We start from the raw sequence: 23,791 nt of genomic DNA on the forward strand, positions 1-23,791 counted from the left end.
CTAATATGATTCTATTTCTCGGTACAGACGTTGCAATTTCCTCGTACAGACGTTGCAATGCAACGTCTCTACAAACCAATTTGTCTCTTTGCTTCGCCAATGACAAACGCAACAGAATTTGCAATATTAAAACTTCTAATTAACGGTGACATTGGAATTGTCAGATGATTGGGGAATTCGTTCAAAACAGCTTCGCTCAAACCCTTACTTTCTTTCCCAAAAACCAACCAGTCACCATCCTGAAAATCATTCTCCAGATACGATTTTTCGGCATGAGAACTCATCAGGAAAACTCGGGATAAATCAGGAATCTCTGCTTTCCATTCGGCTACATTTTGATATTCTCTAACATCAAGATGTACCCAATAATCCAAACCGGAACGTTTTAGGTTTTTATCATTAATAACAAATCCAAAAGGATGAATTAAGTGCAAACGGCTTTCGGTACCGACGCACAATCGGCCAATATTTCCAGTATTATTTGGGATTTCAGGTTCTACTAAAACGATGTTTAACATATTATACTTTATTAAAAGATTGAAAAATTAAAAGATTGAAAAATTCAGATCAAATCCTTTAAATTTCTATTTGAAACTCTTCCACTTCCAAAACTTCTCCTGCCTGTAAATCATTGAGATGCACGTTTCCTATTCGAACACGAACCAAACGTAAGGTAGGAAAACCAACAGCGGCAGTCATTTTTCGGACTTGGCGAAACTTCCCTTCATTCACCGTTATCGAAGCCCAAGAAGTTGGACCGTGACGTTCATCACGAATTTTTTTTCCTCTAGTTCCAAAAGCAGGGATTTCATTAATTAAAAAAGCTTTACACCGTTTAGTGATGTATTTGGTGCCATTGAATCCTATTTCGACCCCTTTTTGCAGTTGCTCAATGGCTTCCTGATGGATAATGCCGTCGACTTGGACGTAATATTCCTTGTCGACTTTTTTACTTCGAATGATTTCGCTCATCATACCATCCGTAGTCAACAACAACAATCCTTCGGAATCTTCGTCAAGACGCCCTATTGCCATCGTTCCTTTGGGAAAATCGTGCAATTCGCCCAGCAGTTTCTTTTTTCTTTTTAATTCGTAAATAAACTGACTCAGATACCCGTAAGGCTTATGAATGATGAAATGAGAATGAGACATTTTAGTGTATTAGATGTGCGTGCAAAGATAGTTTTGTTTTCGCTGGATTTAAAATAGTGTCGCCATACATTTATTGGTGTAAACCAAAAGCTATGTTAAATGATTGAATTCCTTCGTTTAAAAGACGTAATCTTATAAAAGCTAACAGTATTAGCTTTAAAATTAAAGAGTATGGAAAGCAACGATTTAGGTTCAAAAAAAACAAATAATAAGCAAAATATAAACGAAGGATTTAGCGGTCAGAATCTAGCCCAAAATACGAATCCTGAGGTATCACATTTGAAATCAGAAGTGGAAACTGATGTACATGGAAATCAAAAAATTGTTCAAAGAGCGCGAAATATTGACGGAACTTTAGAACAAAATGAGGATAGCACTCCTATAAATTTAAGTTCTGATATTGCGAATGTTTCTGAAGAACAAGCAAAGAAAATGGTCGAAAATAAAGATCATAACTCGGACATCATTGCAAATCGTTATCCTAATGAGCATCCTGATAATCAGGAAGACAGAGGGAATATTAAACTGGATGAATAACAATTTATTTTGTTTAAAAAGGCCAATACGAATCTAATTCGTATTGGCCTTTTTTATTTTCCCAATCCCTATGAATAAAGTTCCAAAAAAAAGAAAAGCCAACAACATAAAAAAACTGTTAAGCAGTACTGTATTGTAGCCCAAAAGAATCACATCGACAAACGGATATGGGTAAAAACTAAAAAAAGCACCCCGAATTAACGTGTAAACCAAATACATCGCAGGGAAAATCAACCACGGAAAGATGTTTTTGAATTCCAATGCTTTTTTAGGGACAAATAGAATCCAATATAGTAAAACCAAAATTGGAATAACCAAATGCAACAACTCATCCACTACTTTTTGCAGACCAGTTGGAGCCCATAAAAATCGCAGAATTACATTATAAACAAGTCCTACAATGGTGATGTATAACGTAATTGCAGTTGTGTATTTAGGTTTCGAAAAAAACAATCCCCATTTGGATTTTGGCTTCAGCCAAAGAAAAGTAAAACAAACTGCCACTAAAATATTCGATTGAATCGTGAAAAAACTAAAAAACCGAACAATCGTTTCCGAAAGTGAAACTACACGATTGATAATGATAAGATACAATTGCAATACAACAGCAAACCAACCGACAATAGCAATAATTGCAAAAAAACTAGAATTCAATTTTAAAGATTTATCCTGCATTTTTTTTAAAGTATAAAAATTAATTGGCAACTCTATTTACAAATCCCTTAATGCTAAAACTTGAGATACTATTTTGATTTCCGGAAGGAAACCAGCAAACTTTTGTTTATTTTTACAAACTTACAAAAAGAAATTCTATGTCAAATATGCTTCCGTTTTTATTGATTTTCATCGTTGCTCTCGCTATTGGTATTTTCATTGGTAAACTCATTTTCTCCGCCCGATTCCAATCGAAAAAAATTAGTTTAGAAGAAAAATTAATTTCATTTTCCTCCCAATTCAATCAACTGAAAGAACAAATTGCTACTGATAAAACAGCCTTTGAAAAGCAATTAGAAAACGCCAATACTGAGAAAGAAAGCATTCGAAGTGAAAAAGACAGTTTAGCCATACAGCTTTCTAAAAAAGAAGTTGATTTTGAGAATCTTTGGGAACGCAACAAAGAACAAAAAGAAGAAGTGGAGAAACTGCAAGAAAAATTCACCAAGGAATTTGAGAATCTCGCCAACAAAATATTGGAAGAAAAGTCCAATAAATTTACAGAGCAGAACAAGGAAAACATGAAAAACATCTTGACGCCTTTACAAGATAAAATTCATTTGTTCGAAAAGAAAGTCGAAGACACCCACAAAGAAAGCATTGATTATCATGCGGCTTTGCGCCAACAGATTCTAGGTTTGCGGGAAATGAATATCCAGATGAGCAAGGAAACCATCAACCTGACGAAAGCTTTGAAAGGCGACAGTAAAATGCAGGGAAATTGGGGCGAATTAGTTTTGGAACGCGTTCTTGAAAAATCAGGATTAGAGAAAGGCCGTGAATATGAAGTGCAACAAGCTTTCACTACCGAAGATGGAAATCGAGTTTTTCCTGACGTTGTCATCAATCTGCCTGACGGCAAAAAGATGATTGTCGATTCTAAAGTTTCTTTGACCGCTTATGAAAAATACATCAATGAGGAAGATGACGATGTAAAAGTTGGATTTTTAAAAGAACACGTTAACTCCATCAAACGTCACGTAGAACAATTGGGCAATAAAAACTACCAAGATTTATATCAAATAGAAAGTCCTGATTTCGTATTGTTATTTATTCCAATAGAGCCGGCTTTTGCCATGGCACTGAATGAGGATACGACTTTATACAACAAAGCATTCGAGAAAAACATTGTCATTGTTACGCCTGCCACTTTATTAGCTACTTTGCGAACTATTGACAGCATGTGGACCAACCAAAAGCAACAGGAAAACGCTTTGGAAATTGCGCGACAAGCGGGCGCTTTGTATGACAAATTTGAAGGTTTTGTAGCTGATTTAATCAAAATTGGTAAGAAGATAGACGAAAGCAAAATTGAATACAGTGGCGCGATGAATAAACTGGTGGAAGGAAAAGGAAACTTAATCGTAAGTGTTGAGAAATTGAAAAAGATGGGAGCCAAAGCGAAGAAAGCACTTCCTGAAAGCATATTGAACAGAGCAGAAAAAGACGAAAATCAATTATTAAACGAAACAAAATGAAACGAATTTTAGGGATTATTTTAGGAATCGGTACGCTGGTCTTGATTTGTTATTTTGCATTTCTCTATTACGTCCCTTACAGTGAAGGCATTCGTTCTGGTGAACTCATAAAATTGAGTCATAAAGGAATGGCCATAAAAACATGGGAAGGCGAATTGAGTCAGGGAATTTCCGGAGCTCAGATTTTTAGTTTTTCTGTTTTGGACAGTGACAAAAAAGTGATTGAAGATTTGAAAGGGCTTCAAGGAAATTATGTAAAATTAACTTATGTTGAACGATACAGAACATTTGCCTGGTGGGGAGAAACGAGATATTTTGTTACATCCGTTCAAAAAGAAACTTCCCCTTTTAATCAAAAATAATTTTTATGAACACTACTTTTAAAACTGTCTCTTCGTCAAATATCAGTATTTCAGAATTGATGCTCCCGTCACACACCAATTTTAGCGGAAAGATTCATGGAGGTTATATTTTGTCTCTTTTAGATCAAATTGCATTTGCTTGTGCTTCAAAATTTTCAGGAAATTATTGTGTGACAGCATCTGTTGATACCGTAAATTTCCTCAAACCAATTGAAGTTGGCGAACTGGTTACGATGAAAGCCTGTGTAAATTATGTTGGTAACAGTTCTATGATTATAGGCATTCGGGTTGAGGCTGAAAATATTCAAACAGGAAAAATAAAACATTGTAATTCTTCTTATTTTACAATGGTCGCCAAAGATAAGGAAGGTAAAAGTGTGCTGGTTCCCGGTTTAATCTTATCCAACCTCAATGAAGTACGCCGTTTTTGCAATTGCATCAAACAAATAGCCTTAAAAAAGGAAAAAGACCTACACGAAGAAAAGTTTGATTATAGTTCTGCTGAGTCGCTGGCGAGTCTTGAAAAATACAATGTACAATTAGAGTTACGCTAGATTATTTCTACCTTATTTTTCACTAAAATCAATCGATTTAAAATTTAAAAAAAAACAAAAATTAATTAGAACTTCATATTCATACAAACGGCTTAAATAAGCTTATATTAATGCTATAATTTATCATTAATCGTAAACTTATTTCCTTGAAATTTCGTAACTTTAAGTAGTTTAATTCATAAAAGGCGATGAAAAAAATTACGCTCCTTTTCCTGATTTTTATAGCTACTACTACTATTGCGCAAGAAAAAATGACGACAGATAAAGGAATCATTAATTTTGAAGCTTCAGTTCCTTTCTTTGAAGAAGTAAAAGCAATAAATAAAAAAACAGCCTGTGTTTTGATTACCAAAACAGGGGAAATAACCTGTTTTGCCATCATCAAAAATTTCCAATTTGAAAGAAGTTTAATGGAGGAACATTTTAATGCTAATTACATGCAGAGTCATCGATATCCCAAAGCTATTTTCAAAGGCAGAATTGAGAAATTTGATTTGAAAAATATTGACTCAAATGCAACTGAATATCAAATTATAGGGAAAATCACGATGCATGGAAAATCAAAAAAAATCATTGTTACAGGTACAATCAAAAAAGGAACTCAAGGAATCGAATTAATTACTAATTTTCCTTTAAATACTGATGATTTCAAAATCGAAATTCCTTTTATCGTACGAAGTAAAATATCCAAAAACGTGAATACGCAGCTTTATTGTGTTTTACAATAAAGCTATTTAGTTAAACAATCCCTAAGAGCTTCCTCCAAGTTTTTGTATTTAAACTGGAATCCTAATTTTTCCAGTTTTTCTGAGGACACTCTTCTTCCGTATAATACAATTTTTGACATTTCACCCATCGCAAATTTTAACACAAATTCAGGGACATTGGGCAACCAAATAGAATAACCCAAAACTCGCGCCAATGTTTTAGAAAAAATTGCATTGTTCGTATTGTCGTTTACAGCTGCATTATAAGGTCCATTCATTTCCTCATTTACAACCGCCTCAAGATATACATTACATAAATCAGCAACATGTATCCAAGGCATATATTGCTTTCCGGATCCTAATATCGAACCCAATCTATACTTAAATATAGGAATCAGTTTCTTTAAAAAACCATCATTTTTTCCTAATACTAATCCCGTTCGGATTTTTACCGTACGAATATGTAAGTTTTCAATAAAATCTATTGCATTTTCCCATTTTTGACACGTAGAACCCAGAAAATCATGAGCCAAAGGTGTTTCTTCAGTACAGATTTCTTCTCCATTCACAGCGCCATAAATCCCAACTGCTGAAGCCGAAATAAAGGCATCCAGTTTTTTATTGTTTTTCTTCAAAACAGAATAAATCAATTGTGTTGACTTTTCCCTACTATCAATAATAGCTAGTTTACGTTTAGCAGTCCATCTTTTTTCAGCGATATTTTCACCCGCTAAATGGATTACGTAATCCGCATTTAGTACTGCTGCTTCATCAATCGTTTGATTGGAAACATCCCATTTAAAATAAGAAATATCGGTTGTGTTTTTTTTATCACTTCGACTCAATATAGAAACTGAGAATCCTTTCTCAATTAATAAATCAGTTAAGTGTTTACCGATAAATCCTGAACCTCCGCTTATTAATATATTTTTTTTCATAACAAAACAAATCTAGTCATTTTGAGCCATATAAACATTAACATTAATTTTTGTTTAACATTATTAGATTTTAGTTAAACATTCATTACCTTTATACTCTAATTTGAAATACATCAAAAATGGCTACTAAAAAATCAACAATAACAAGAGAGAAAATAGTTTCTATGTATATGAATTATACATTGGAAAATAATGACAAACCGAAATCCGTTTATAATTTCACAAAACTGAATAACTTTTCAGAAGCTGAATTTTACAACTTTTTTGGAACCATGGAAAGTGTAGAGAAAGAAATCTTCAAAATGTTTCTAGAAAAAACGGTCGAATTACTTCAGAAAGACCAAGACTATGAAACCTATGATATGAAAAGTAAAATGCTGAGTTTTTACTTTACTTTCTTTGAGTTATTAGCTGCGAACAGAAGTTATGTAACCATGAGTTTGAAACAGCATCACAATGAATTGAAAAATTTAATGCTGTTATCCAGTTTGAGAAGCAGTTTCAAAAACTATGTCGCAGGAATCATTTCTGATGAATACCGAATCAAACAGGAAAAATTTCAAAACTTTCAGGAAAAAGCAATTCAAGAAACTTCTTGGATACAACTTTTATTGACTTTGAAATTTTGGTTGGAGGACTCCTCTCCTGCTTTTGAGAAAACTGACTTATATATTGAGAAGTCAATAAAAGCCACATTTGAATTGATGAACATCACTCCGCTAGATAGCTTAATAGACTTTGGGAAATTTATTTTCAAAGAAAAAATACACAACAAATAATGAAAACCATAGACTATATCCCTACGTCAAAAATTGAAAGAGCAACAAAACTGGTGCAAACTGGAGCAAAAGTTGGTGTAAATTATCTCAAATATTACGGAGAGAAAATGGTAAACTCTGATTTGACTCGCGACAAACTCAACGAAGATAACGCAGAAGACATCTACGACGGACTGAAAAGTTTGAAAGGAAGCGCGCTGAAAGTAGCGCAAATGCTAAGTATGGACAAAAGCTTTTTGCCGCAGGCTTATGTGGAAAAATTTTCACTTTCACAGTTTTCTGTTCCGCCACTTTCGGCTCCATTAGTACTGAAAACGTTCAAGACTAATTTTGGAAAAACACCTTATGAAATTTTTGACGAGTTCAATGCGAATTCCGTTAATGCTGCAAGTATCGGGCAAGTTCATGTTGCAGTAAAAAACGGCAAAAAACTGGCGGTAAAAATTCAATATCCTGGCGTTGCCAATAGCATTTCATCTGATTTGGCTTTGGTAAAACCAATAGCGATTCGAATGTTCAACCTTCAAGGGAAAGATTCTGATAAGTATTTCAAGGAAGTCGAAGACAAATTGATTGAGGAAACCAATTATTTATTGGAACTAAAACAAAGCCAAGAAGTTGTTGAAGCCTGCAAAAAGATTGACAATTTAGTTTTCCCGAATTACTATCCAAAATTTTCATCCGAGAAGATTATCACGATGGATTGGATGACAGGAATCCATCTTTCGGAATTTACCAATAAAAATGACAATCAAGAAATAGCGGACAAAATTGGTCAGGCCTTGTGGGATTTCTATATGTATCAGATTCATATTTTAAGGAAAGTACATGCTGATCCGCATCCGGGTAATTTCTTGGTGAACGATAAAAACCAATTAGTGGCACTGGATTTTGGTTGTATGAAACAAATCCCAAATGACTTCTATATTCCTTATTTCGAATTAATAAACAAAGAAGTGATTGATAACAAGAAGCTTTTTAGTCAAAAATTATTTGAATTAGAAATTCTTAGAGTGGATGACTCCAAAGAGGAAGTGGAATATTTCACTCAAATGTTTTACGATTTATTATCGCTGTTCACAAAACCTTTTCAAACCGAAAATTTTGATTTCTCGGACGCAGCATTTTTTGAAAGCATCGCACAATTGGGCGAACGATTCTCAAAAGACACCAATCTTAGAAAAATGAACGGCAATAGAGGTTCCAAACATTTCATTTATATGAACAGAACGTTCTTTGGGTTATACAATTTAATGTTTGATTTGAAAGCGACAATTGTTGTCAATGAATATCAAAAATACAACTAGTGAAAAAGGAAAATCTGCCTTCAAAAATGTGTTTGGTTTGCAACCGGCCTTTTAGCTGGCGGAAAAAATGGGAAAAAGTTTGGGATGAAGTCAAATATTGTAGCGAAAAATGCAAAAGAAACAAAAAGGGTTAGTTTGGTTTAGAAATGATCTTAGAGTCCATGATAATGAATCTTTGACAAATGCGATACAAGAAAATGACACTGTAATTGCGGTCTATTGTTTTGATCCAAGACACTTTGAACAAACAAGATTTGGTTTTAAGAAAACAGAGAAATTCCGAGCCAAATTCATAATTGAATCAGTAACAGCATTGAAACAAAATCTGGAAAATTTAAATATTCCGCTTTTGGTTTATCACCAAAAACCAGAAGATTGTATTCCGGAAATTATTGCTCAACATGAAATCAATTCTGTTTACTTCCAAGAAGAATGGACGAGTGAGGAAATGGAAGTTTTGGAGAATATAAAATTGAAAGTTCCGGACTCAGTATCGTTCAAAGCGACTTACAATCAGTTCTTATTTCATCCTACAGCTATTCCGTTTGAGATTCAATCGATTCCAAATATTTTTACACAATTCAGGAATCAGTGTGAAAAATCAATAAAAGTCAGACCTGAATTTACAGTTACACCGCTACCAAAAGAAAATTGGATCACAAACGAAACTGTAATTCCTACGATGAAAACTTTGGGATTTACTGATTTTGAAATGGATTCCAGAACGGCATTTCCTTTTCGAGGTGGTGAAAACGAAGCACTGAAACGATTGAAAAATTATTTTTGGGAAACCAAAAAACTAAGTGTTTATAAATTGACCCGCAACGGATTAATTGGTACTGATTTTAGTTCGAAGTTTTCTCCTTGGTTAGCTAATGGCTCTATTTCGGCTAAAACTATTTATTGGGAGATTGTTAAATATGAGCAACAAGTCGAGAAAAATGATTCGACGTATTGGTTGATTTTTGAACTGATTTGGAGGGATTATTTTAAATACGTTTCGATGAAAAACGGGAATTCGTTTTTCAAAATTGGAGGAATTTTAGATAAAAAATACGATTGGAAAAACAATCTAGCTGCCATAAACAATTGGATTAACGGTAATACACAAGAGCCATTTGTAAATGCTAATATGATTGAATTGCAACAAACAGGCTGGATGAGCAATCGCGGGAGACAAAATGTAGCGTCTTATTTTGCAAAGAATCTTCTGCTAGACTGGCGCATAGGAGCCGCGTATTTTGAAGCGATGCTTATTGATTACGATGTTCACAGCAATTACGGGAATTGGATGTATGTTTCAGGAGTTGGTAACGACCCAAGGGATAGGAAATTCAATATTAAATTACAAGCTGCCAATTATGACGGACAATCAAAATTCCAGAAATTATGGCTGCAACAACAATTATTTTAAAAATTAAATGAATACAAACAAGAAACATATCAATGTGGTTTGGTTAAAAAGGGACCTTCGTTTACAGGATAACGAAGCGATTTTTAATGCCACAAAAACTGACACACCCACTTTGTTACTTTATGTATTCGAAAAATCTTTAGAAAACGATTCGCATTACAGTCCGAGACATTGGAATTTCATCAAGCAATCGCTTGTAGACATCAACAAACAACTGGAACAATCCAATACACATATTTTAGCGGTGTCTTCTGAAGTGCTTCCCGTTTTCAATACCATACAAGAAATATATAAAATAGACACGGTTTTTTCGCATCAGGAAACGGGTTTAAAAATCACTTATGAAAGAGACAAAACCTTCAAACGTTTTTGTAAAAACAATCAAATCAATTGGGTAGAAAACACCAATAATGGAATTTTCAGAGCGTTGAGAAACCGAACAAACTGGGTTTCAAAGTGGGAAAAATACATGAATGAACCGCAATTTATTTTTGATTCTAAAGCAGAAAATTTTCTCGATACGGAAGCAATAACAGAACTCGAAAAAGCATTAGAAAAGACAAATTTAGAAACTATTCCGGATACTATTTTTCAAAAAGGCGGCAGCACAATGGCTGGCAAATATTTGCAAAACTTCTTTGACGAGCGATATCACAATTACAGTTCGCATATTTCGAAACCTTTATTGGCTCGAAAAAGTTGCAGCAGATTATCACCATACATTGCTTGGGGAAATCTATCATCCAGACAAGTTTTGCAAAAAGCAGCTACGTTCAGATTGACGTGCAGCCATAAAAAGCAAATTGATTCTTTTATCTCCAGACTGACTTGGCAGGCACATTTCATTCAAAAATTTGAAATGGAAGAAATCATGGAGTTTGAAAGTGTCAATAAAGGGTTTCATTCGATGAAAAAGAAAGTCAATGAAAATTATATTGAAGCTTGGAAAACAGGAAAAACAGGATTTCCGTTAATAGATGCTTCCATGCGCTGCTTGAATGAAACCGGTTATTTGAACTTTAGAATGCGTGCCATGTTAGTATCGTTTTTTACACATAATCTATGGCAGCCTTGGCAAGAAGCCACACAACATTTATCACAAATGTTCCTTGATTTTGAACCCGGAATTCATTTTCCGCAGTTGCAAATGCAGGCTGGTGAAACCGGAATCAATATGCTACGTATATATAATCCAATAAAGAACAGTTACGAACACGATCCTGATGGTGAATTTATAAAAAAATGGGTGCCGGAATTACGCAATTTACCACGAGGATTTATACATGAACCGTATAAAATGACCTATTTAGACCAGAAATTTAATGATTTCGAAATAGGCATCAGCTATCCGAAACCAATTGTAAATATGGAACGAACGAGGAAATTTGCCAGTGATTTTTTATGGAAAATGAAGAAAAATCCATTGGTAAAAGAGGAAAGTTCACGCATATTAAAATTACACACCATGGCTGATATTGGCGACAGTGAATAATTTTTCAATAGCAATCTCAAAAAAATCAATAGCAATTTCAAATAAATAAAATATTGTGACTGTAAAAAAAGAACTTACCGATTTAGACAAAGACCGAATCATAGAAATGGCTTGGGAAGACCGAACCACTTTTGATGCGATTTTAATGCAATTTGGATTAAAAGAACAAGAAGTAATCGACTTGATGCGTACCGAAATGAAACGTTCGAGTTTTAGAATGTGGCGCGAAAGAGTGCAAGGCCGCAAAACAAAACATGAAAAATTGAGGGATTTTCGAGAAGGACGTTTTAAATGTACGATGCAAAGACAAATTAACAACAACAAGATTTCTAAGCGATAAAAATTAGGGTTTAGTGAACCGTAATCTATTAAAACAACAACATATAAAAAATGAAAAACATAGTAATCATAGGTGGTAGTAAGGGAATTGGCAGTGCCATTTTGTTGCAACAATTAGAGACAAACATGGTGTACAACATCAGTAGAAATGCTCCAGATATCACACATCCCAATCTGAAACACTTTTCTGCAGATGTTTTGCAGGATGCACTTCCGGAAATAGAAACTATTGATACCTTGATTTACTGTCCGGGTTCCATCAATTTGAAACCAATAGGAAGTCTTAGTATCGATGATTTTAGAAATGATTTTGAAATTAATGTCATTGGCGCAGTAAAAGCCATTCAGAAATATTTACCTGTTTTAAAAAGGGGAACTAATCCATCGATTGTTTTGTTTAGCACGGTAGCCGCAAAATTAGGAATGCCGTTTCATGCTAGTATTGCTACCGCAAAAGCAGGAATTGAAGGATTAGTGAAATCGCTGGGAGCAGAATTAGCATCGGTAGTACGCATCAATGCCATTGCTCCCACGATTACCGAAACGTCACTTGTAGCTGGTATTTTGAGAAATGATCGAATGAAAGAAAATATGGTGGAACGCCACCCGATGAAAGGCTATTTGAAACCCGAAGAAGTAGCTAGTATGACTGGCTTCCTGATTTCGGAAAATGCAAAATCAATTTCTGGTCAAGTATTCGAGATGGATTACGGAATAGTGACTTTTAAAATCTAAAAAAATAATTAGCCATAATTAAAATTGAAAGACAGCATACCATGATAAAAGAAATGAAAAGTTACGAGAAAATTGAACAATACGACACTGAAATAACAGAATCGTTAGCTGATAATTACAGAGTAATAATTGAAAATTTAGGGGAAGACGTTAACAGAGAGGGCCTTGAAAAAACACCGGAACGTGTCGCCAAAGCCATGCAATATTTAACACATGGTTACGGACTTGATCCTCTGGAAATACTAAAATCGGCTCTATTTACCGAAAATCACCAACAAATGATTGTGGTAAAAGACATCGAAGTATATTCGATGTGTGAACACCACATGTTACCGTTTTTTGGTAAAGCACACGTGGCTTATATTCCAAATGGCAAAATTGTAGGTTTAAGTAAAATCCCAAGGGTGGTGGATGCTTTTGCCAGAAGAATGCAAGTGCAGGAACGATTGACAGACCAGATTAAAAACTGTATTCAGGAAGCTTTGAATCCACTTGGTGTAGCGGTTGTGATTGAAGCCCAACACATGTGCATGCAAATGCGAGGGATTCAAAAACAAAATTCGGTTACCACGACTTCTTCTTTTACAGGAGCTTTCGAAAAAGATAAAACCAGAAAAGAATTTATCAGTTTAGTTTCTAATAAATTGAGTTAATTTTAATTACTTATTTGTTCATTCGAAATGTTTTTTATTAGCTAAAAATAGAACACAGATTACACAGATTACACGGCTTAAACAGATTATTACAGATCCTTTGATTGATTAATTTGGAATTAGAGTTAATTCGTGTAATTCGTGGCAAAAAAAATTTAAGTATTATTTCGGACAAGCATAATTGTTTAAATACAAAATCATGAAAATTCTCTTAACAGGCGCAACAGGTTATATCGGGAAACGACTTATGCCTATTCTGGTGGCACAAGGTCATAAAGTAATCTGTTGTGTGAGAGATAAAAATAGGTTTTATTGTCCGGTCGAATTTCAAAAAAATGTTACAGTGATTGAAGTTGATTTTCTAAAACTAGAAACATTAACAGCAATTCCGGATGCTATTGATGCCGCTTATTATCTGATTCATTCCATGTCAGGAACCGCTGCTAATTTTGATGAATTAGAAAGTTTATCAGCACTTAATTTTGTACAGCGTTTGAATGAAACCGAAGCAAAACAAGTTATTTATTTGAGTGGAATCATCAATGACAAATCACTATCCAAACATTTATCATCGAGAAAAAAAGTAGAAGAAATTTTAAATATTGGAACTTTTGCCACGACAACTTTAAGAGCGGGAATTATTGTGGGCTCTGGTAGTGCATCGTTCGAAATCATTCGGGATTTAGTGAATAAACTTCCCATCATGATTACCCCAAAATGGCTGAATACCAAATGCCAGCCGATTGCAATTCCGGATGTACTCGATTTTTTATCTAAATCATTATTAAACCCCGTTACGTACAACCTGAGTTTTGACATTGGCGGACCCGATATTTTAACATACAAAGAAATTCTTTTAGGTTTTGCGGAGGCTAAAAAACTAAAGCGATGGATATTTACCATTCCTATAATGACGCCAAAATTATCCTCGTATTGGCTGTATTTTGTAACCTCAACATCGTATAGACTCGCGTCAGCACTGGTCAGCAGCATGAAAGTCGAAGTCGTTTGCAGTGATAACAGAATCAATACGCTACTGAATGTTACGCCTATGTCCTACAAACAAGCGCTTTCCCGTGCTTTGATAAAAGTAGACGAGGACAAAGTAGCTTCAAGCTGGAAAGATTCGTTGGTCAGCGGACGTTTTAGCAGTAATATGTCGGAATATTTAAAGGTTCCAAAAAAGGATTGCTACATCGACCGACGTAAAATGGAAATCTTAGACCGAGATTTTACCATCAACAGGATTTGGTCCATCGGTGGTGATACGGGCTGGTATTATGGCGATTGGTTGTGGGATTTACGTGGTTTTATTGACAAATTATACGGTGGCGTAGGTTCCCGAAGAGGAAGAACAAATCGACACGACATTCATTCTGGGGATGCTTTGGATTTTTGGCGCGTTTTGTATGCCAATAAAGAAGAGGGAAAATTAATCTTATTTGCTGAAATGAAACTGCCAGGTGAAGCTTGGTTAGAATTTAAAATTATCGGAAATACTTTGTATCAAGCGGCAACTTTTAGACCGAGAGGAATTTGGGGAAAATTATACTGGTATTCTGTTTTGCCATTTCATGGATTTATTTTCGAGGGAATGCTGAAGAAATTAATCCATTAGTAAACAAATATCCTTTTCTATACCTGCTAGAAAAAGGAAATGCAGATTGAACAGATTCATAATCCGTTCAATCTGTATCTTTTTTACTTCAAAATTCCGGCTTTGTAAGTTGCAATCGCCCTATCCCTAGCCATAGCGTGCTCTACGATTGGTTTTCCGTATCCTAAATCGAATTCTGGTATCCATTTTCGGATGTAGATTCCTTTTTCGTCGAATTTTTTTTGCTGAATCTCCGGATTGAAAACACGGAAATAAGGAGCTGCATCACAACCGGTCCCTGCCGCCCATTGCCAGTTTCCAACATTGGCAGATAATTCATAATCCAATAATTTTTGAGCAAAATAAGCTTCTCCCCATTGCCATTGAATCAATAAATGCTTGCAGAGAAAACTCGCTACCACCATTCGGACTCTGTTGTGCATGTACCCGGTTTCATTCAGCTGACGCATTCCCGCATCAACCATAGGATACCCAGTTGTTCCCGAACACCAACGCTTGAAATCATCTTCATTATTACGCCATTGAATCCCATCATACGCAGATTTGAAGTTCTGGGTAATGACTTTTGGAAAACTGAATAAAATTTGCATGAAGAATTCCCTCCAAATCAATTCACTCAAAAAAACATCGTTTTTATGAAATGCCCAATTGACTAATTTCCGAATGCTTACTGTTCCAAAACGCAAATGTGGAGAAAGATAGGAGGTTTTGTCCAAAGCTGGAAAATCCCTTACATCTTGATAATTTGAAATGAATTTTAAATTGTGTGGCTTTACTTTTATTAGACTTTCTTCGAAACCTATTTGTTCCAAAGATGGAAAAGTAAACCTATTGTTATGGAAGTTAGAAAACATATCCGTGGCATCGTATTCTGGAACCGGAGCCATTGATTTGTATTTTTCTAACCATTTATTTTTAAACGGAGTGTAAACCGTGTAAGGCAATCCATCGGCTTTTGTGATTTCTTTTTCTTCGAAAATAACTTGGTCTTTAAAAGAATAGGAAATGGTATTGTTGGCTTCCAACATTTCACAAATAATGGTGTCTCGTTTTATGGCGTACGGTTCATAATCTTTGTTGAAAAAGACTGCTGCGACATTGAATTCTTCTAAAAGTGATTGCCAAACGTCAATAGTTTTTCCTTTTTTTACCAAAAGAGAACTTCCTATTTCTTGTAATTGCGTATTTATTTTCGAAAGTGATTCGTGAATGAAACCTACCCTGGCATCATTTTTTGGTAAACTATCTAAAATGGAATCATCAAAAATAAACAATGGAATGACAGGATATTTAGACTTCAAAGCATGGAATAATCCAACGTTATCTTCTAAACGTAAATCGCGTCTGAACCAAAAAAAAGATACTTCTTGCTTAGCCATTATTTAGAATTAAATAGTTGATCCACCATAACACGTCTGTGATCAAAAATAGTTTTCAATTTATTTTTTACGACAAGTGTATTCATAATGCGACCAATGAAACCCAAAGGCAACGCATAATGAACCAAATCAGTCATTTTCACTCCGTTTTCAGTAGCTTCGAAAAAGTGTTTGTGATGCCACAACGCGTAAGGTCCAAAACGTTGTTCGTCGATAAAATAACTATTCTCTTTTACGAATGTGATTTCAGTTACCCAAGGCAATTTCAATCCCAAAAGTGGAGACACTTTGTATTGTATTATTTGCCCTGCGTACATGGATTTATTATCAAAATCAGTGATTTCGAAACCCATAGTTTTCGGTGTGATTTTTTGAAGATTACTTGGACTGGAAAAAAAAGCCCAACATTCTTCTAAACTTGCATTTACATGCTGAACGGTTTCTTTTTTATAAAGTTTCATCTGTGGTACTTGTTGTTTTTAATCGGAAATTGTATTGAACTGCGGGTTGCGTGAGGGATGGTAGTGGAGCTCTTTTTATAGTTGGCTTTTTTTGCCAGCTATAAAAAAGCGGGAACGTACAGCCCGACCCGATTTTTCATCGGGTCACGCCCAAATAAAATTGCTAGATTTTATAGTATTTGAAAGGCACAAATAACATCCCGAAACACTCACCGTGTTCCTTGCCCAAATGTTTGTGATGCACTTTGTGGGCTTTTCGCAAGCCTATTAAATACTTGTTATTGGTGTTTTTGAACCACTTAAATCGTTGATGGATCAAGACATCGTGAATCATGAAATAACAGAATCCGTAAAATGTGATCCCCAGTCCAATGAAAAATAAATAGTTCATCCCTCCTTCAACTCCAAAGTAAAAAAGAACGATGCTGGGAATGGCAAAAATCACAAAGAAAACGTCGTTTCTTTCGAAAACATTGGCATATTTAGGTTGGTGATGATCGGCATGAAAATACCACATCAAACCGTGCATGACATACTTATGCGTAAGCCAGGTTACACATTCCATGAAAAGAAAAACACCTAAAAAGATTAAAAAGGAAATCATTATTTTGTTATTTATTTAAAATATAGGTTTTAAAAGTAAGCACTGCTTTATACTAATTTCAACTTGTAAGTTACAAAAGATTGCGCCAAGAGCCCCGCTTTCGTATAATTTGAAACGCGAATTCTGGCATTCCCAATTTCATGACAAGGCGTGTTTTCAAGTTTTTTCAAGAGTTTTTTATAATAGACAAATGCAGTGTAAACTCCAAATTTAGCTTCGATAGGCAGTTTCAGAATTCCTTGATACGCCACGTTAAAATCTTCCTGAATTTCCTTTATGATCATTTTTTTGGCATTTTCATCGAATGAATTCAAATCGACTCCCGGAAAATAATTTCGGTTCAAAACCAGATTGTCGTCCTTCAAATCTCTCAGAAAATTAACCTTCTGAAAAGCAGAACCCAATCGCATCGCTTCGTCTTTCAACTGCTCGTATTTATGGTTTTTTCCAGCGACAAAAACTTTGAGACACATCAATCCAACTACATCTGCAGAGCCATAAATATATTCTTCATATTCGGCTTTGCTGTTGTAATCTGATTTTACTAAATCCAATTTCATGCTTTTCAAAAAAGATTGAATCAAGTCATCAGTAATGTTGTATTTCTTAACCGTATGCTGAAAAGAATTCAAAATAGGATTCAGACTTATCCCAGAATTATACGATTTGTAATATTCTTTTTCGAAATCATTAATCAATTCTTCCTTATCGAAACCGTGAAATGAATCGACAATTTCATCAGCAAAACGAACAAACCCATAGATGCTGTATATCGCATCCCTGATGATTGGCGAAAGCATATATACCGCCAATGAAAATGAGGTACTGTAGTTTTTGGTAACCAGTTTACTGCATTTGAAAGATACATCATCGAATAATTGCTTCATGGCTATTGTTCTAAAAATTGCTTATTTATTAATTCCGACACTAGTTTTCCTGAGATCAATGCGGGCGGAACACCCGGTCCGGGAACGGTTAATTGTCCCGTGAAATATAGATTCTTTACTTTTTTACTTTTTAATTTCGGTCTTAAAAAAGCGGTTTGCAATAAAGTATTCGCCATTCCGTAAGCATTTCCTTTATACGAATTGTATTCTGAGACAAAATCATTTTTACAGAACGACTGCTTAAATATAATATTCTTTTTCACGCTTTGTTGCGTTAAGGCTTCAAAACGATCCATTATTTTATTGAAATATTCTTCTCTTAATTCCTCTGTATCTGTAATTCCTGGCGCTAACGGAACGAGAAAAAAACCACTTTCCATTCCTTCCGGAGCGGCAGTTTTATCAGTCAACGAAGGAAAGTTTGCATAGAACAAAGGTTCCTTTGGCCACTGCGGTTCATCATAAATATCTTTCGCATGCTGATAAAAATCAACATCAAAAAACAAGGCATGATGTGAAATATTTTCTATTTTTTTATCAAACCCTACATAAAACAATAATGACGAGGGTGCAAAAACACGACTGTCCCAATATTTTTCGGAATACGCTCGATGTTCATTATCCAGCAATGTTTCCGTATGATGGTAATCAGCACCGCTCAAAATCAAATCGGACGCAATCGTTTCTCCGTTTACAACTAAAGCTTTTGCCGTTTTATTCTCGACGATTATTTTTTCAATATTTGAATTCGTGTGAAACGTAACTCCTAATTCTCTTGCTAAACTTTCTATCGCACGCACCACATCAAACATTCCAGTTTTAGGATGCCAAGTTCCAAGACCAAAATCAGCATAATTCATAAAACTATAAAACGATGGCGTATCAGATGGTTTTGCTCCAAGGAATAATACCGGAAATTCCAATATCTGAATTAAGCGCTCGTTCTTAAATTTCTTGCGGACCTCTTTACTGATGTTACTAAAAAACTGTCCCACTTTCAAAGCGGTTTCCTTAGTTACCAATTCCAATGGAGAAACCCCGGGACGGTATACTAAATCTTTGATGGCAATATCATAATTGCTTTTGGCTTCGGCCATAAATTCATTTAGTATTTTGCCGCTTCCTTTTTCAATGGCTTCAAAAGCAAATATAATATCCGCTAAATTATCTGCAATTGCGATAAAATCATCTACACCATAATACACTCGGTATGCCGGAGATAATTTTACGAGCTCATAGTAATCGGTGGTTTTTTTATCAAAATCAGCAAAAAAACGTTCAAATACATCTGGCATCCAATACCAACTTGGTCCCATGTCAAACGTAAACCCCTCTCTTTTTAATTGTCTTGCTCTGCCTCCTATTGTCGCATTTTTTTCAAAAACAACAACTTCATGACCACTTTTTGCCAAATAACAGGATGCCGCCAAAGCTGAAAATCCTGAACCTATAATTGTAATTTTTTTCTTCATTTGTTTAACAAATATACAAAAATATTAAACAAAAAATTAAATTCGATCTATTAATTCAGAAATGGAATCGAAAATTGATATTTTATCAGAAAGTTCTTCCTTATTAATAAATTCGACCAATCTACCGGTAAGCCATAACTCTGTGTTATCGTCTATCAATTCATGAGTCATTTTAGCCACGTATTCATTTATGGAATCTCGTTCAGGCTGAACGGTCATATAGGACACAAAAACGATGGAATTAAAATGTTTTTTCAAATCTTTCAAATTTTCAATAGGCATACTCTCTCCCAAGTAAATCGTTTTATATCCATTCAAAAGGATTTCATAATTCAAATACATCAATCCCAATTCATGTATCTCATTCAAAGGAAGCGACAAAACAAATACCTTATCAAATTTGGTTTGTTTCAAAACCTGCAATTTCTCCGTATTTACCAGTAGTTTTTGCTTAATTAAATAACTTACAAAATGCTCGTGTGCCGGAGTAATCGTATCAGACTGCCACAACAATCCAAGTTCATTCATCAAAGGAATAAAAACGTGATGAAAGATTTCTTTGAACGATTTTTCGGCAATTAACCAATTATAAGTATTAAAAAAAAGCTCTTGATCAAAGTTCATCATTGCCATCTTAAACGCGCTGATTGCATGATTTTTAGCGTTTTTTGTCGAAATAATTTCTCTTACAAGAGACGGTATTTTTTCTTGGGGATAAGTCGCAATTTTGGATATTTTATACCCGTAATCATGCAACAAAGTAATATTTAAAAGCTTTTGTAAGCTAGCCAAATCATACAAACGAATATTTGTATCCGTACGCATGGGTTGCAATATGTCATATCTTTTCTCCCAAATTCGTATGGTATGTGCTTTTATTCCAGAAAGATTTTCAAGATCTTTTATACTAAACACACTTTTTATATTGTTCATCATTTGTCTAAATTTAATAAACAAATGTAAAATATTTTTTCCTATAAATTTGAAATAATCAGAAAACTATTGTTTTATTCTAAAGTAACGTTCTCAAATGCATCCAATTTATCTAAATTCAGGATTGTTTTAGAATTATCTGTACTTCGGGCGTACATCGGTTCAAACTTGGCTCCATACACTACTTCATTAAAGGTATATGACGTTCTGATTGCAACCGTATTACTGAACATATCATCAAAGGTTTTGATGAAAACAAGAATTTCACCATGAGTATTCTCAAAATCGGCTGCCGTAAAATTATAAAGCGGACTATTTTCGGTAATTGGGTGAACCAAAGTCCAGCTTAAGGTTAAAGCATTTATTCTATCCAATTCTAATTCCAAAGAGTAGAAATTATTAGTCATTATACCATTTTCTTCAATGCTCATTCCAAGAGTCATTTTGGCTTCAGCATCAGTGAAATTAGTATTTTTAAAAGGGGTAGTTCTAATCATTAAGCCCTTTATTTCTCCATAAGGTGCAATCAAGGCATTTTGAGAAAACTTCAAAAATGCAGTGGGTTTGCTGAATCGCCCGAAGAATAAACCCGTAGCAATTGCAAAACTCAACAAACCAATTAAGGCTTCAGCAGCCGAAACTAAACTGGTCATAAAACCGGTGGGACTAATATGCCCATAACCCACTGTAGTGAAAGTTTGCGCACTAAAGAAATATGCCTGTCCAAATTGTACCCAATCCGACCCGGAGGCATCAATCCCATCCAAATGCTCAATTCCAATGAGATAATAAACAAAGGCGAATAAAAAATTCATACCAACATAAAACAGTAAAAGAATTAGCATAAATTTCCATCGTGGCATATTAATCATAGTATGATACCAACTAATCCGATGTAAAATATGCATGCCTTTCTTCTCTACGTTTGCAGTTCCATTTTTATTTACAAAACGACCTCCATAACTATTCGCATTAGTTCCAAAACCAGTATTCCTATCCGCTTTAGCCTTTACATTTATGTTTTTTAACAATGCCATTTTTTCTCCATTAGGTAAGAAGTAAAAATAGCAAAAATCCTTTTATAAAAACGATGTGCCTTTTGTCTTTTAAAGACCCGTTTTAATTTGATTGGAAATAATTTCATACCCCATCTTTTTAAACTATAAAATTCAGTCTAAATTGATTTCTTCCTATTTAAGCTATGAAATATTTTGAAAAAGTATAAAATAAATTTATCAAAATAAATCAAAGTAACTGAAAATCAGTACCTTTATGTTAAATTTTCTATTTTTATATAAAACGGAATGTTATGTATAACGAGATATTAAAAGACCGGATTGAAGCGGGATTATTGCTAGCTGAAAAATTAAAAACGTATCAGAATAGCAATTCAATCATTCTTGCCGTTCCCAGAGGCGGTGTTCCCATTGGTCATGAAATAGCAAAAAAATTGCATCTCCCCTTAGACATTGTACTTTCAAAAAAAATTGGACATCCTTATAATAAGGAATTTGCTATAGGTGCCGTATCCCTGGATTCTATGATTATTGATGAGCATCCTGGTGTTTCCAATGTGTATATAGATGAAGAAATTACTCGTCTTCGAAAATTATTAAAAGAGAAATACCAACTCTACATGGGTAATAGAGAACCAATGGATATAAAAGGCAAAAACGTAATTTTAGTAGATGACGGTATAGCAACAGGGAATACCTTGCTTGCCAGTATAAAAATGTTGCGAAAACAAAAACCTGCAAAAATTATCGTAGCCGTTCCTGTATTGCCATATGGTACCGTAGCCATGTTTGAGAGAAATACTGATGAATTTATCTATCTGATTGCTTCAAAATCTTTTAGAGGAGTTGGAGGATTTTACGAAGAATTCGATCAAGTCGAAGATGAGGAAGTAGTTAAAATATTGAATGTTGCAAGCCCTATTGAATAGCATTACAAATCTACTATTGTTTATTTTTTAAAAAAATCAATTATGGAGAAATTAGATTTGGACATCCCTTTGTCATCTGTCACGTTGAAAGGGGATTTAGTAATTCCTGAAAATGCAATTGGGATTATTGTTTTTTCACACGGAAGCGGCAGCAGTAGATTCAGTTCCCGAAACAGAATGGTCGCAGAACTGATTCAGCAACAAAAAATAGGCACATTCCTGTTTGACTTACTAACGGAAGAAGAAGATCGCATTTACGAAAACCGGTTTAATATCGATTTATTATCCATTCGACTGATAGAAACTACATTATGGCTTATGTCCAATAAAGGAGCAAAAAATGTACCCATAGGCTACTTTGGAGCCAGCACTGGAGCTGCATCAGCATTGCGGGCTGCAGCTCATTTTGGAAACAAAATAAAAGCAGTAGTTTCGAGAGGCGGTCGCCCTGATTTAGCTATAACCGAATTACCATTAGTAACCGCTCCTACACTACTAATTGTAGGCGGTGAAGATGTTCCGGTTATTGGAATGAATAAAATGGCTTATGATGAATTGGGGTCCGTAAAAGAAATGAAAATAATTCCGGGAGCGACCCATTTATTCGAAGAGCCAGGAAAATTACAGGAAGTAGCTGATTTAGCGATTGTCTGGTACAAAAGATATTTGACAAAAAAAGACTGGTAAGAGCGTAAAATTTTGACCTATACTTTCCAATAATTACAGTCATTTATCATTGTTCTTTTGATTTAAAATTATCCTAAATATTTTTTTCATTTACTTAAATATAAAAACAGCTAAGCCGAAAACTGCATATTGAAAGAGTAGGCAAAAAAAAACGTACTATCATGAAAAAGACGATTACTTTTCTAATGCTTTTACTTTTTACAGTAAATGCATTTAGTCAGACAATACCAAGTAATGAATTTTCTAAAGAATATTACTTGAAGAAAAGTAAAAACCAAAAAACCACAGGTTGGATTTTGCTTTCAGGTGGAACTATTATGACAGTAGTAGGCGTAATTGGTTTTAGCGATAGCTGGTATAGTAGTTCTAATTCAACAACAGATGCCTATGGTTTTATTATGTTGGGAGGTGTAGTTTCTGGCTTGGGAAGCATTCCTTTTTTTATAATGTCTGGAAATAATGCTCGAAAAGCGGCAACTATTTCTTTAATTAGCCAACCCGTTTTCAACCCCATGCAAGGTTCATTAGTTCTAAACTCACAACCGGCACTATCTGTAAAAATCACTTTTTAATGCCTGCTTATTCCTCTTTTAAAACTATATAATCAATTAAAAAACAAACAATCAAACATTTAAATACAAGTA

28 protein-coding genes are annotated in these 23,791 nt (G+C 34.6%); 17 read left to right on the forward strand and 11 right to left on the reverse strand.

All coding sequences use genetic code 11. From position 1 onward, the window contains the following. Window positions 1-68: 68 nt before the first annotated feature. Both ACM55H_RS16005 and ACM55H_RS16010 read right to left on the reverse strand, forming a co-directional pair. The gene (locus tag ACM55H_RS16005; protein WP_416837469.1) at window positions 69-518 is read right to left on the reverse strand and encodes a tRNA (cytidine(34)-2'-O)-methyltransferase; all 450 of its coding nucleotides are present in this window, start codon (window positions 516-518) and stop codon (window positions 69-71) included. A 58-nt stretch (window positions 519-576) separates the two neighbouring features. After that, the gene (locus ACM55H_RS16010; protein ID WP_416837470.1) at window positions 577-1,152 is read right to left on the reverse strand and encodes a pseudouridine synthase; all 576 of its coding nucleotides are present in this window, start codon (window positions 1,150-1,152) and stop codon (window positions 577-579) included. Window positions 1,153-1,323: 171 nt separating this feature from the next. Between ACM55H_RS16010 and ACM55H_RS16015 the strand changes: the two genes are divergently transcribed. After that, window positions 1,324-1,689, forward strand: a complete 366-nt coding sequence (locus ACM55H_RS16015; RefSeq protein WP_416837471.1) for a hypothetical protein — start codon at window positions 1,324-1,326, stop codon at window positions 1,687-1,689. Window positions 1,690-1,722: 33 nt separating this feature from the next. Here ACM55H_RS16015 and ACM55H_RS16020 read toward each other — a convergent pair whose 3' ends face one another. Next, entirely contained in the window at window positions 1,723-2,364 is a 642-nt protein-coding gene (locus tag ACM55H_RS16020) for a Pr6Pr family membrane protein (protein WP_416837472.1), read from the reverse strand. 137 nt (window positions 2,365-2,501) lie between these two features. On the opposite strand from ACM55H_RS16020, the gene ACM55H_RS16025 reads away from it, so the two are divergent. The 4 genes from ACM55H_RS16025 to ACM55H_RS16040 all read left to right on the forward strand — a co-directional run bounded on the left by ACM55H_RS16025 (window position 2,502) and on the right by ACM55H_RS16040 (window position 5,525). Next, window positions 2,502-3,881, forward strand: a complete 1,380-nt coding sequence (locus ACM55H_RS16025; protein WP_416837473.1) for a DNA recombination protein RmuC — start codon at window positions 2,502-2,504, stop codon at window positions 3,879-3,881. Further along, window positions 3,878-4,243: a 6-phosphogluconate dehydrogenase gene (locus ACM55H_RS16030; protein ID WP_416837474.1), complete on the forward strand. Its 366-nt coding sequence runs from the start codon at window positions 3,878-3,880 to the stop codon at window positions 4,241-4,243. The genes ACM55H_RS16025 and ACM55H_RS16030 overlap by 4 nt, the downstream gene beginning before the upstream one ends. 5 nt (window positions 4,244-4,248) lie before the next feature. Next, window positions 4,249-4,797 carry an acyl-CoA thioesterase gene (locus ACM55H_RS16035; protein ID WP_416837475.1) on the forward strand — a complete coding sequence of 183 codons (549 nt, stop codon included), beginning with the start codon at window positions 4,249-4,251 and terminating at the stop codon, window positions 4,795-4,797. A 188-nt stretch (window positions 4,798-4,985) separates the two neighbouring features. Continuing rightward, the gene (locus tag ACM55H_RS16040) at window positions 4,986-5,525 is read left to right on the forward strand and encodes a YceI family protein (protein WP_416837476.1); all 540 of its coding nucleotides are present in this window, start codon (window positions 4,986-4,988) and stop codon (window positions 5,523-5,525) included. A gap of 2 nt (window positions 5,526-5,527) precedes the next feature. On the opposite strand, the gene ACM55H_RS16045 is transcribed toward ACM55H_RS16040, so the two are convergent. Continuing rightward, the gene (locus ACM55H_RS16045) at window positions 5,528-6,442 is read right to left on the reverse strand and encodes a TIGR01777 family oxidoreductase (RefSeq protein ID WP_416837477.1); all 915 of its coding nucleotides are present in this window, start codon (window positions 6,440-6,442) and stop codon (window positions 5,528-5,530) included. Between the two features lie 119 nt (window positions 6,443-6,561). Between ACM55H_RS16045 and ACM55H_RS16050 the strand changes: the two genes are divergently transcribed. The 9 genes from ACM55H_RS16050 to ACM55H_RS16090 all read left to right on the forward strand — a co-directional run bounded on the left by ACM55H_RS16050 (window position 6,562) and on the right by ACM55H_RS16090 (window position 14,779). After that, on the forward strand, window positions 6,562-7,221 hold the full coding sequence (locus tag ACM55H_RS16050; RefSeq protein WP_416837478.1) for a TetR family transcriptional regulator C-terminal domain-containing protein: 660 nt from the start codon (window positions 6,562-6,564) through the stop codon (window positions 7,219-7,221). Continuing rightward, window positions 7,221-8,528: an ABC1 kinase family protein gene (locus ACM55H_RS16055; protein WP_416837479.1), complete on the forward strand. Its 1,308-nt coding sequence runs from the start codon at window positions 7,221-7,223 to the stop codon at window positions 8,526-8,528. The genes ACM55H_RS16050 and ACM55H_RS16055 overlap by 1 nt, the downstream gene beginning before the upstream one ends. Further along, window positions 8,528-8,662, forward strand: coding sequence for a DUF2256 domain-containing protein (locus ACM55H_RS16060; protein ID WP_082014130.1), 135 nt, complete (start codon window positions 8,528-8,530; stop codon window positions 8,660-8,662). The genes ACM55H_RS16055 and ACM55H_RS16060 overlap by 1 nt, the downstream gene beginning before the upstream one ends. Then, window positions 8,638-9,942 (forward strand): DASH family cryptochrome, encoded by a 1,305-nt coding sequence (locus ACM55H_RS16065; RefSeq protein WP_416837480.1) that lies wholly within the window; start codon window positions 8,638-8,640, stop codon window positions 9,940-9,942. Before ACM55H_RS16060 ends, ACM55H_RS16065 begins: the two co-directional genes overlap by 25 nt. Window positions 9,943-9,949: 7 nt before the next feature. Next, window positions 9,950-11,434, forward strand: coding sequence for a cryptochrome/deoxyribodipyrimidine photo-lyase family protein (locus tag ACM55H_RS16070; protein WP_416837481.1), 1,485 nt, complete (start codon window positions 9,950-9,952; stop codon window positions 11,432-11,434). A 55-nt stretch (window positions 11,435-11,489) separates the two neighbouring features. Continuing rightward, on the forward strand, window positions 11,490-11,774 hold the full coding sequence (locus ACM55H_RS16075) for a TIGR03643 family protein (protein ID WP_416837482.1): 285 nt from the start codon (window positions 11,490-11,492) through the stop codon (window positions 11,772-11,774). Between the two features lie 50 nt (window positions 11,775-11,824). Further along, window positions 11,825-12,508: an SDR family NAD(P)-dependent oxidoreductase gene (locus ACM55H_RS16080; protein WP_416837483.1), complete on the forward strand. Its 684-nt coding sequence runs from the start codon at window positions 11,825-11,827 to the stop codon at window positions 12,506-12,508. A 53-nt stretch (window positions 12,509-12,561) separates the two neighbouring features. Further along, a complete protein-coding gene (gene folE / locus ACM55H_RS16085) occupies window positions 12,562-13,161 on the forward strand; it encodes a GTP cyclohydrolase I FolE (protein WP_416837529.1) in 600 nt (199 codons plus the stop codon). 199 nt (window positions 13,162-13,360) lie between these two features. Beyond that, window positions 13,361-14,779, forward strand: a complete 1,419-nt coding sequence (locus tag ACM55H_RS16090) for an SDR family oxidoreductase (RefSeq protein ID WP_416837484.1) — start codon at window positions 13,361-13,363, stop codon at window positions 14,777-14,779. Window positions 14,780-14,862: 83 nt separating this feature from the next. Here ACM55H_RS16090 and ACM55H_RS16095 read toward each other — a convergent pair whose 3' ends face one another. From ACM55H_RS16095 to ACM55H_RS16125, 7 genes are all read right to left on the reverse strand, one after another. After that, window positions 14,863-16,158: a cryptochrome/photolyase family protein gene (locus ACM55H_RS16095; protein WP_416837485.1), complete on the reverse strand. Its 1,296-nt coding sequence runs from the start codon at window positions 16,156-16,158 to the stop codon at window positions 14,863-14,865. Beyond that, entirely contained in the window at window positions 16,158-16,619 is a 462-nt protein-coding gene (locus ACM55H_RS16100) for an SRPBCC family protein (protein ID WP_416837486.1), read from the reverse strand. Before ACM55H_RS16100 ends, ACM55H_RS16095 begins: the two co-directional genes overlap by 1 nt. A 163-nt stretch (window positions 16,620-16,782) precedes the next feature. Beyond that, window positions 16,783-17,223, reverse strand: a complete 441-nt coding sequence (locus ACM55H_RS16105; RefSeq protein ID WP_416837487.1) for a sterol desaturase family protein — start codon at window positions 17,221-17,223, stop codon at window positions 16,783-16,785. A gap of 47 nt (window positions 17,224-17,270) precedes the next feature. Then, window positions 17,271-18,110: a phytoene/squalene synthase family protein gene (locus tag ACM55H_RS16110; RefSeq protein WP_416837488.1), complete on the reverse strand. Its 840-nt coding sequence runs from the start codon at window positions 18,108-18,110 to the stop codon at window positions 17,271-17,273. Between the two features lie 2 nt (window positions 18,111-18,112). Next, on the reverse strand, window positions 18,113-19,582 hold the full coding sequence (locus ACM55H_RS16115; RefSeq protein WP_416837489.1) for a phytoene desaturase family protein: 1,470 nt from the start codon (window positions 19,580-19,582) through the stop codon (window positions 18,113-18,115). 36 nt (window positions 19,583-19,618) lie between these two features. Beyond that, window positions 19,619-20,515 (reverse strand): MerR family transcriptional regulator, encoded by an 897-nt coding sequence (locus ACM55H_RS16120; RefSeq protein ID WP_416837530.1) that lies wholly within the window; start codon window positions 20,513-20,515, stop codon window positions 19,619-19,621. Window positions 20,516-20,589: 74 nt separating this feature from the next. After that, window positions 20,590-21,552 (reverse strand): ion channel, encoded by a 963-nt coding sequence (locus tag ACM55H_RS16125; RefSeq protein ID WP_416837490.1) that lies wholly within the window; start codon window positions 21,550-21,552, stop codon window positions 20,590-20,592. Between the two features lie 272 nt (window positions 21,553-21,824). Here ACM55H_RS16125 and ACM55H_RS16130 point away from each other — a divergent pair, with 272 nt between their 5' ends. The 3 genes from ACM55H_RS16130 (at window position 21,825) to ACM55H_RS16140 (ending at window position 23,719) form a co-directional block, all read left to right on the forward strand. Beyond that, window positions 21,825-22,460 carry a phosphoribosyltransferase gene (locus ACM55H_RS16130; RefSeq protein WP_416837491.1) on the forward strand — a complete coding sequence of 212 codons (636 nt, stop codon included), beginning with the start codon at window positions 21,825-21,827 and terminating at the stop codon, window positions 22,458-22,460. A 42-nt stretch (window positions 22,461-22,502) separates the two neighbouring features. After that, window positions 22,503-23,147 carry a dienelactone hydrolase family protein gene (locus ACM55H_RS16135; RefSeq protein ID WP_416837492.1) on the forward strand — a complete coding sequence of 215 codons (645 nt, stop codon included), beginning with the start codon at window positions 22,503-22,505 and terminating at the stop codon, window positions 23,145-23,147. Window positions 23,148-23,308: 161 nt separating this feature from the next. Then, window positions 23,309-23,719: a hypothetical protein gene (locus ACM55H_RS16140; protein WP_416837493.1), complete on the forward strand. Its 411-nt coding sequence runs from the start codon at window positions 23,309-23,311 to the stop codon at window positions 23,717-23,719. Window positions 23,720-23,791: the final 72 nt, after the last annotated feature.

The sequence above is a fragment of the Flavobacterium cryoconiti genome, assembly GCF_048158645.1.
GTDB classification, from domain to species: domain Bacteria; phylum Bacteroidota; class Bacteroidia; order Flavobacteriales; family Flavobacteriaceae; genus Flavobacterium; species Flavobacterium cryoconiti.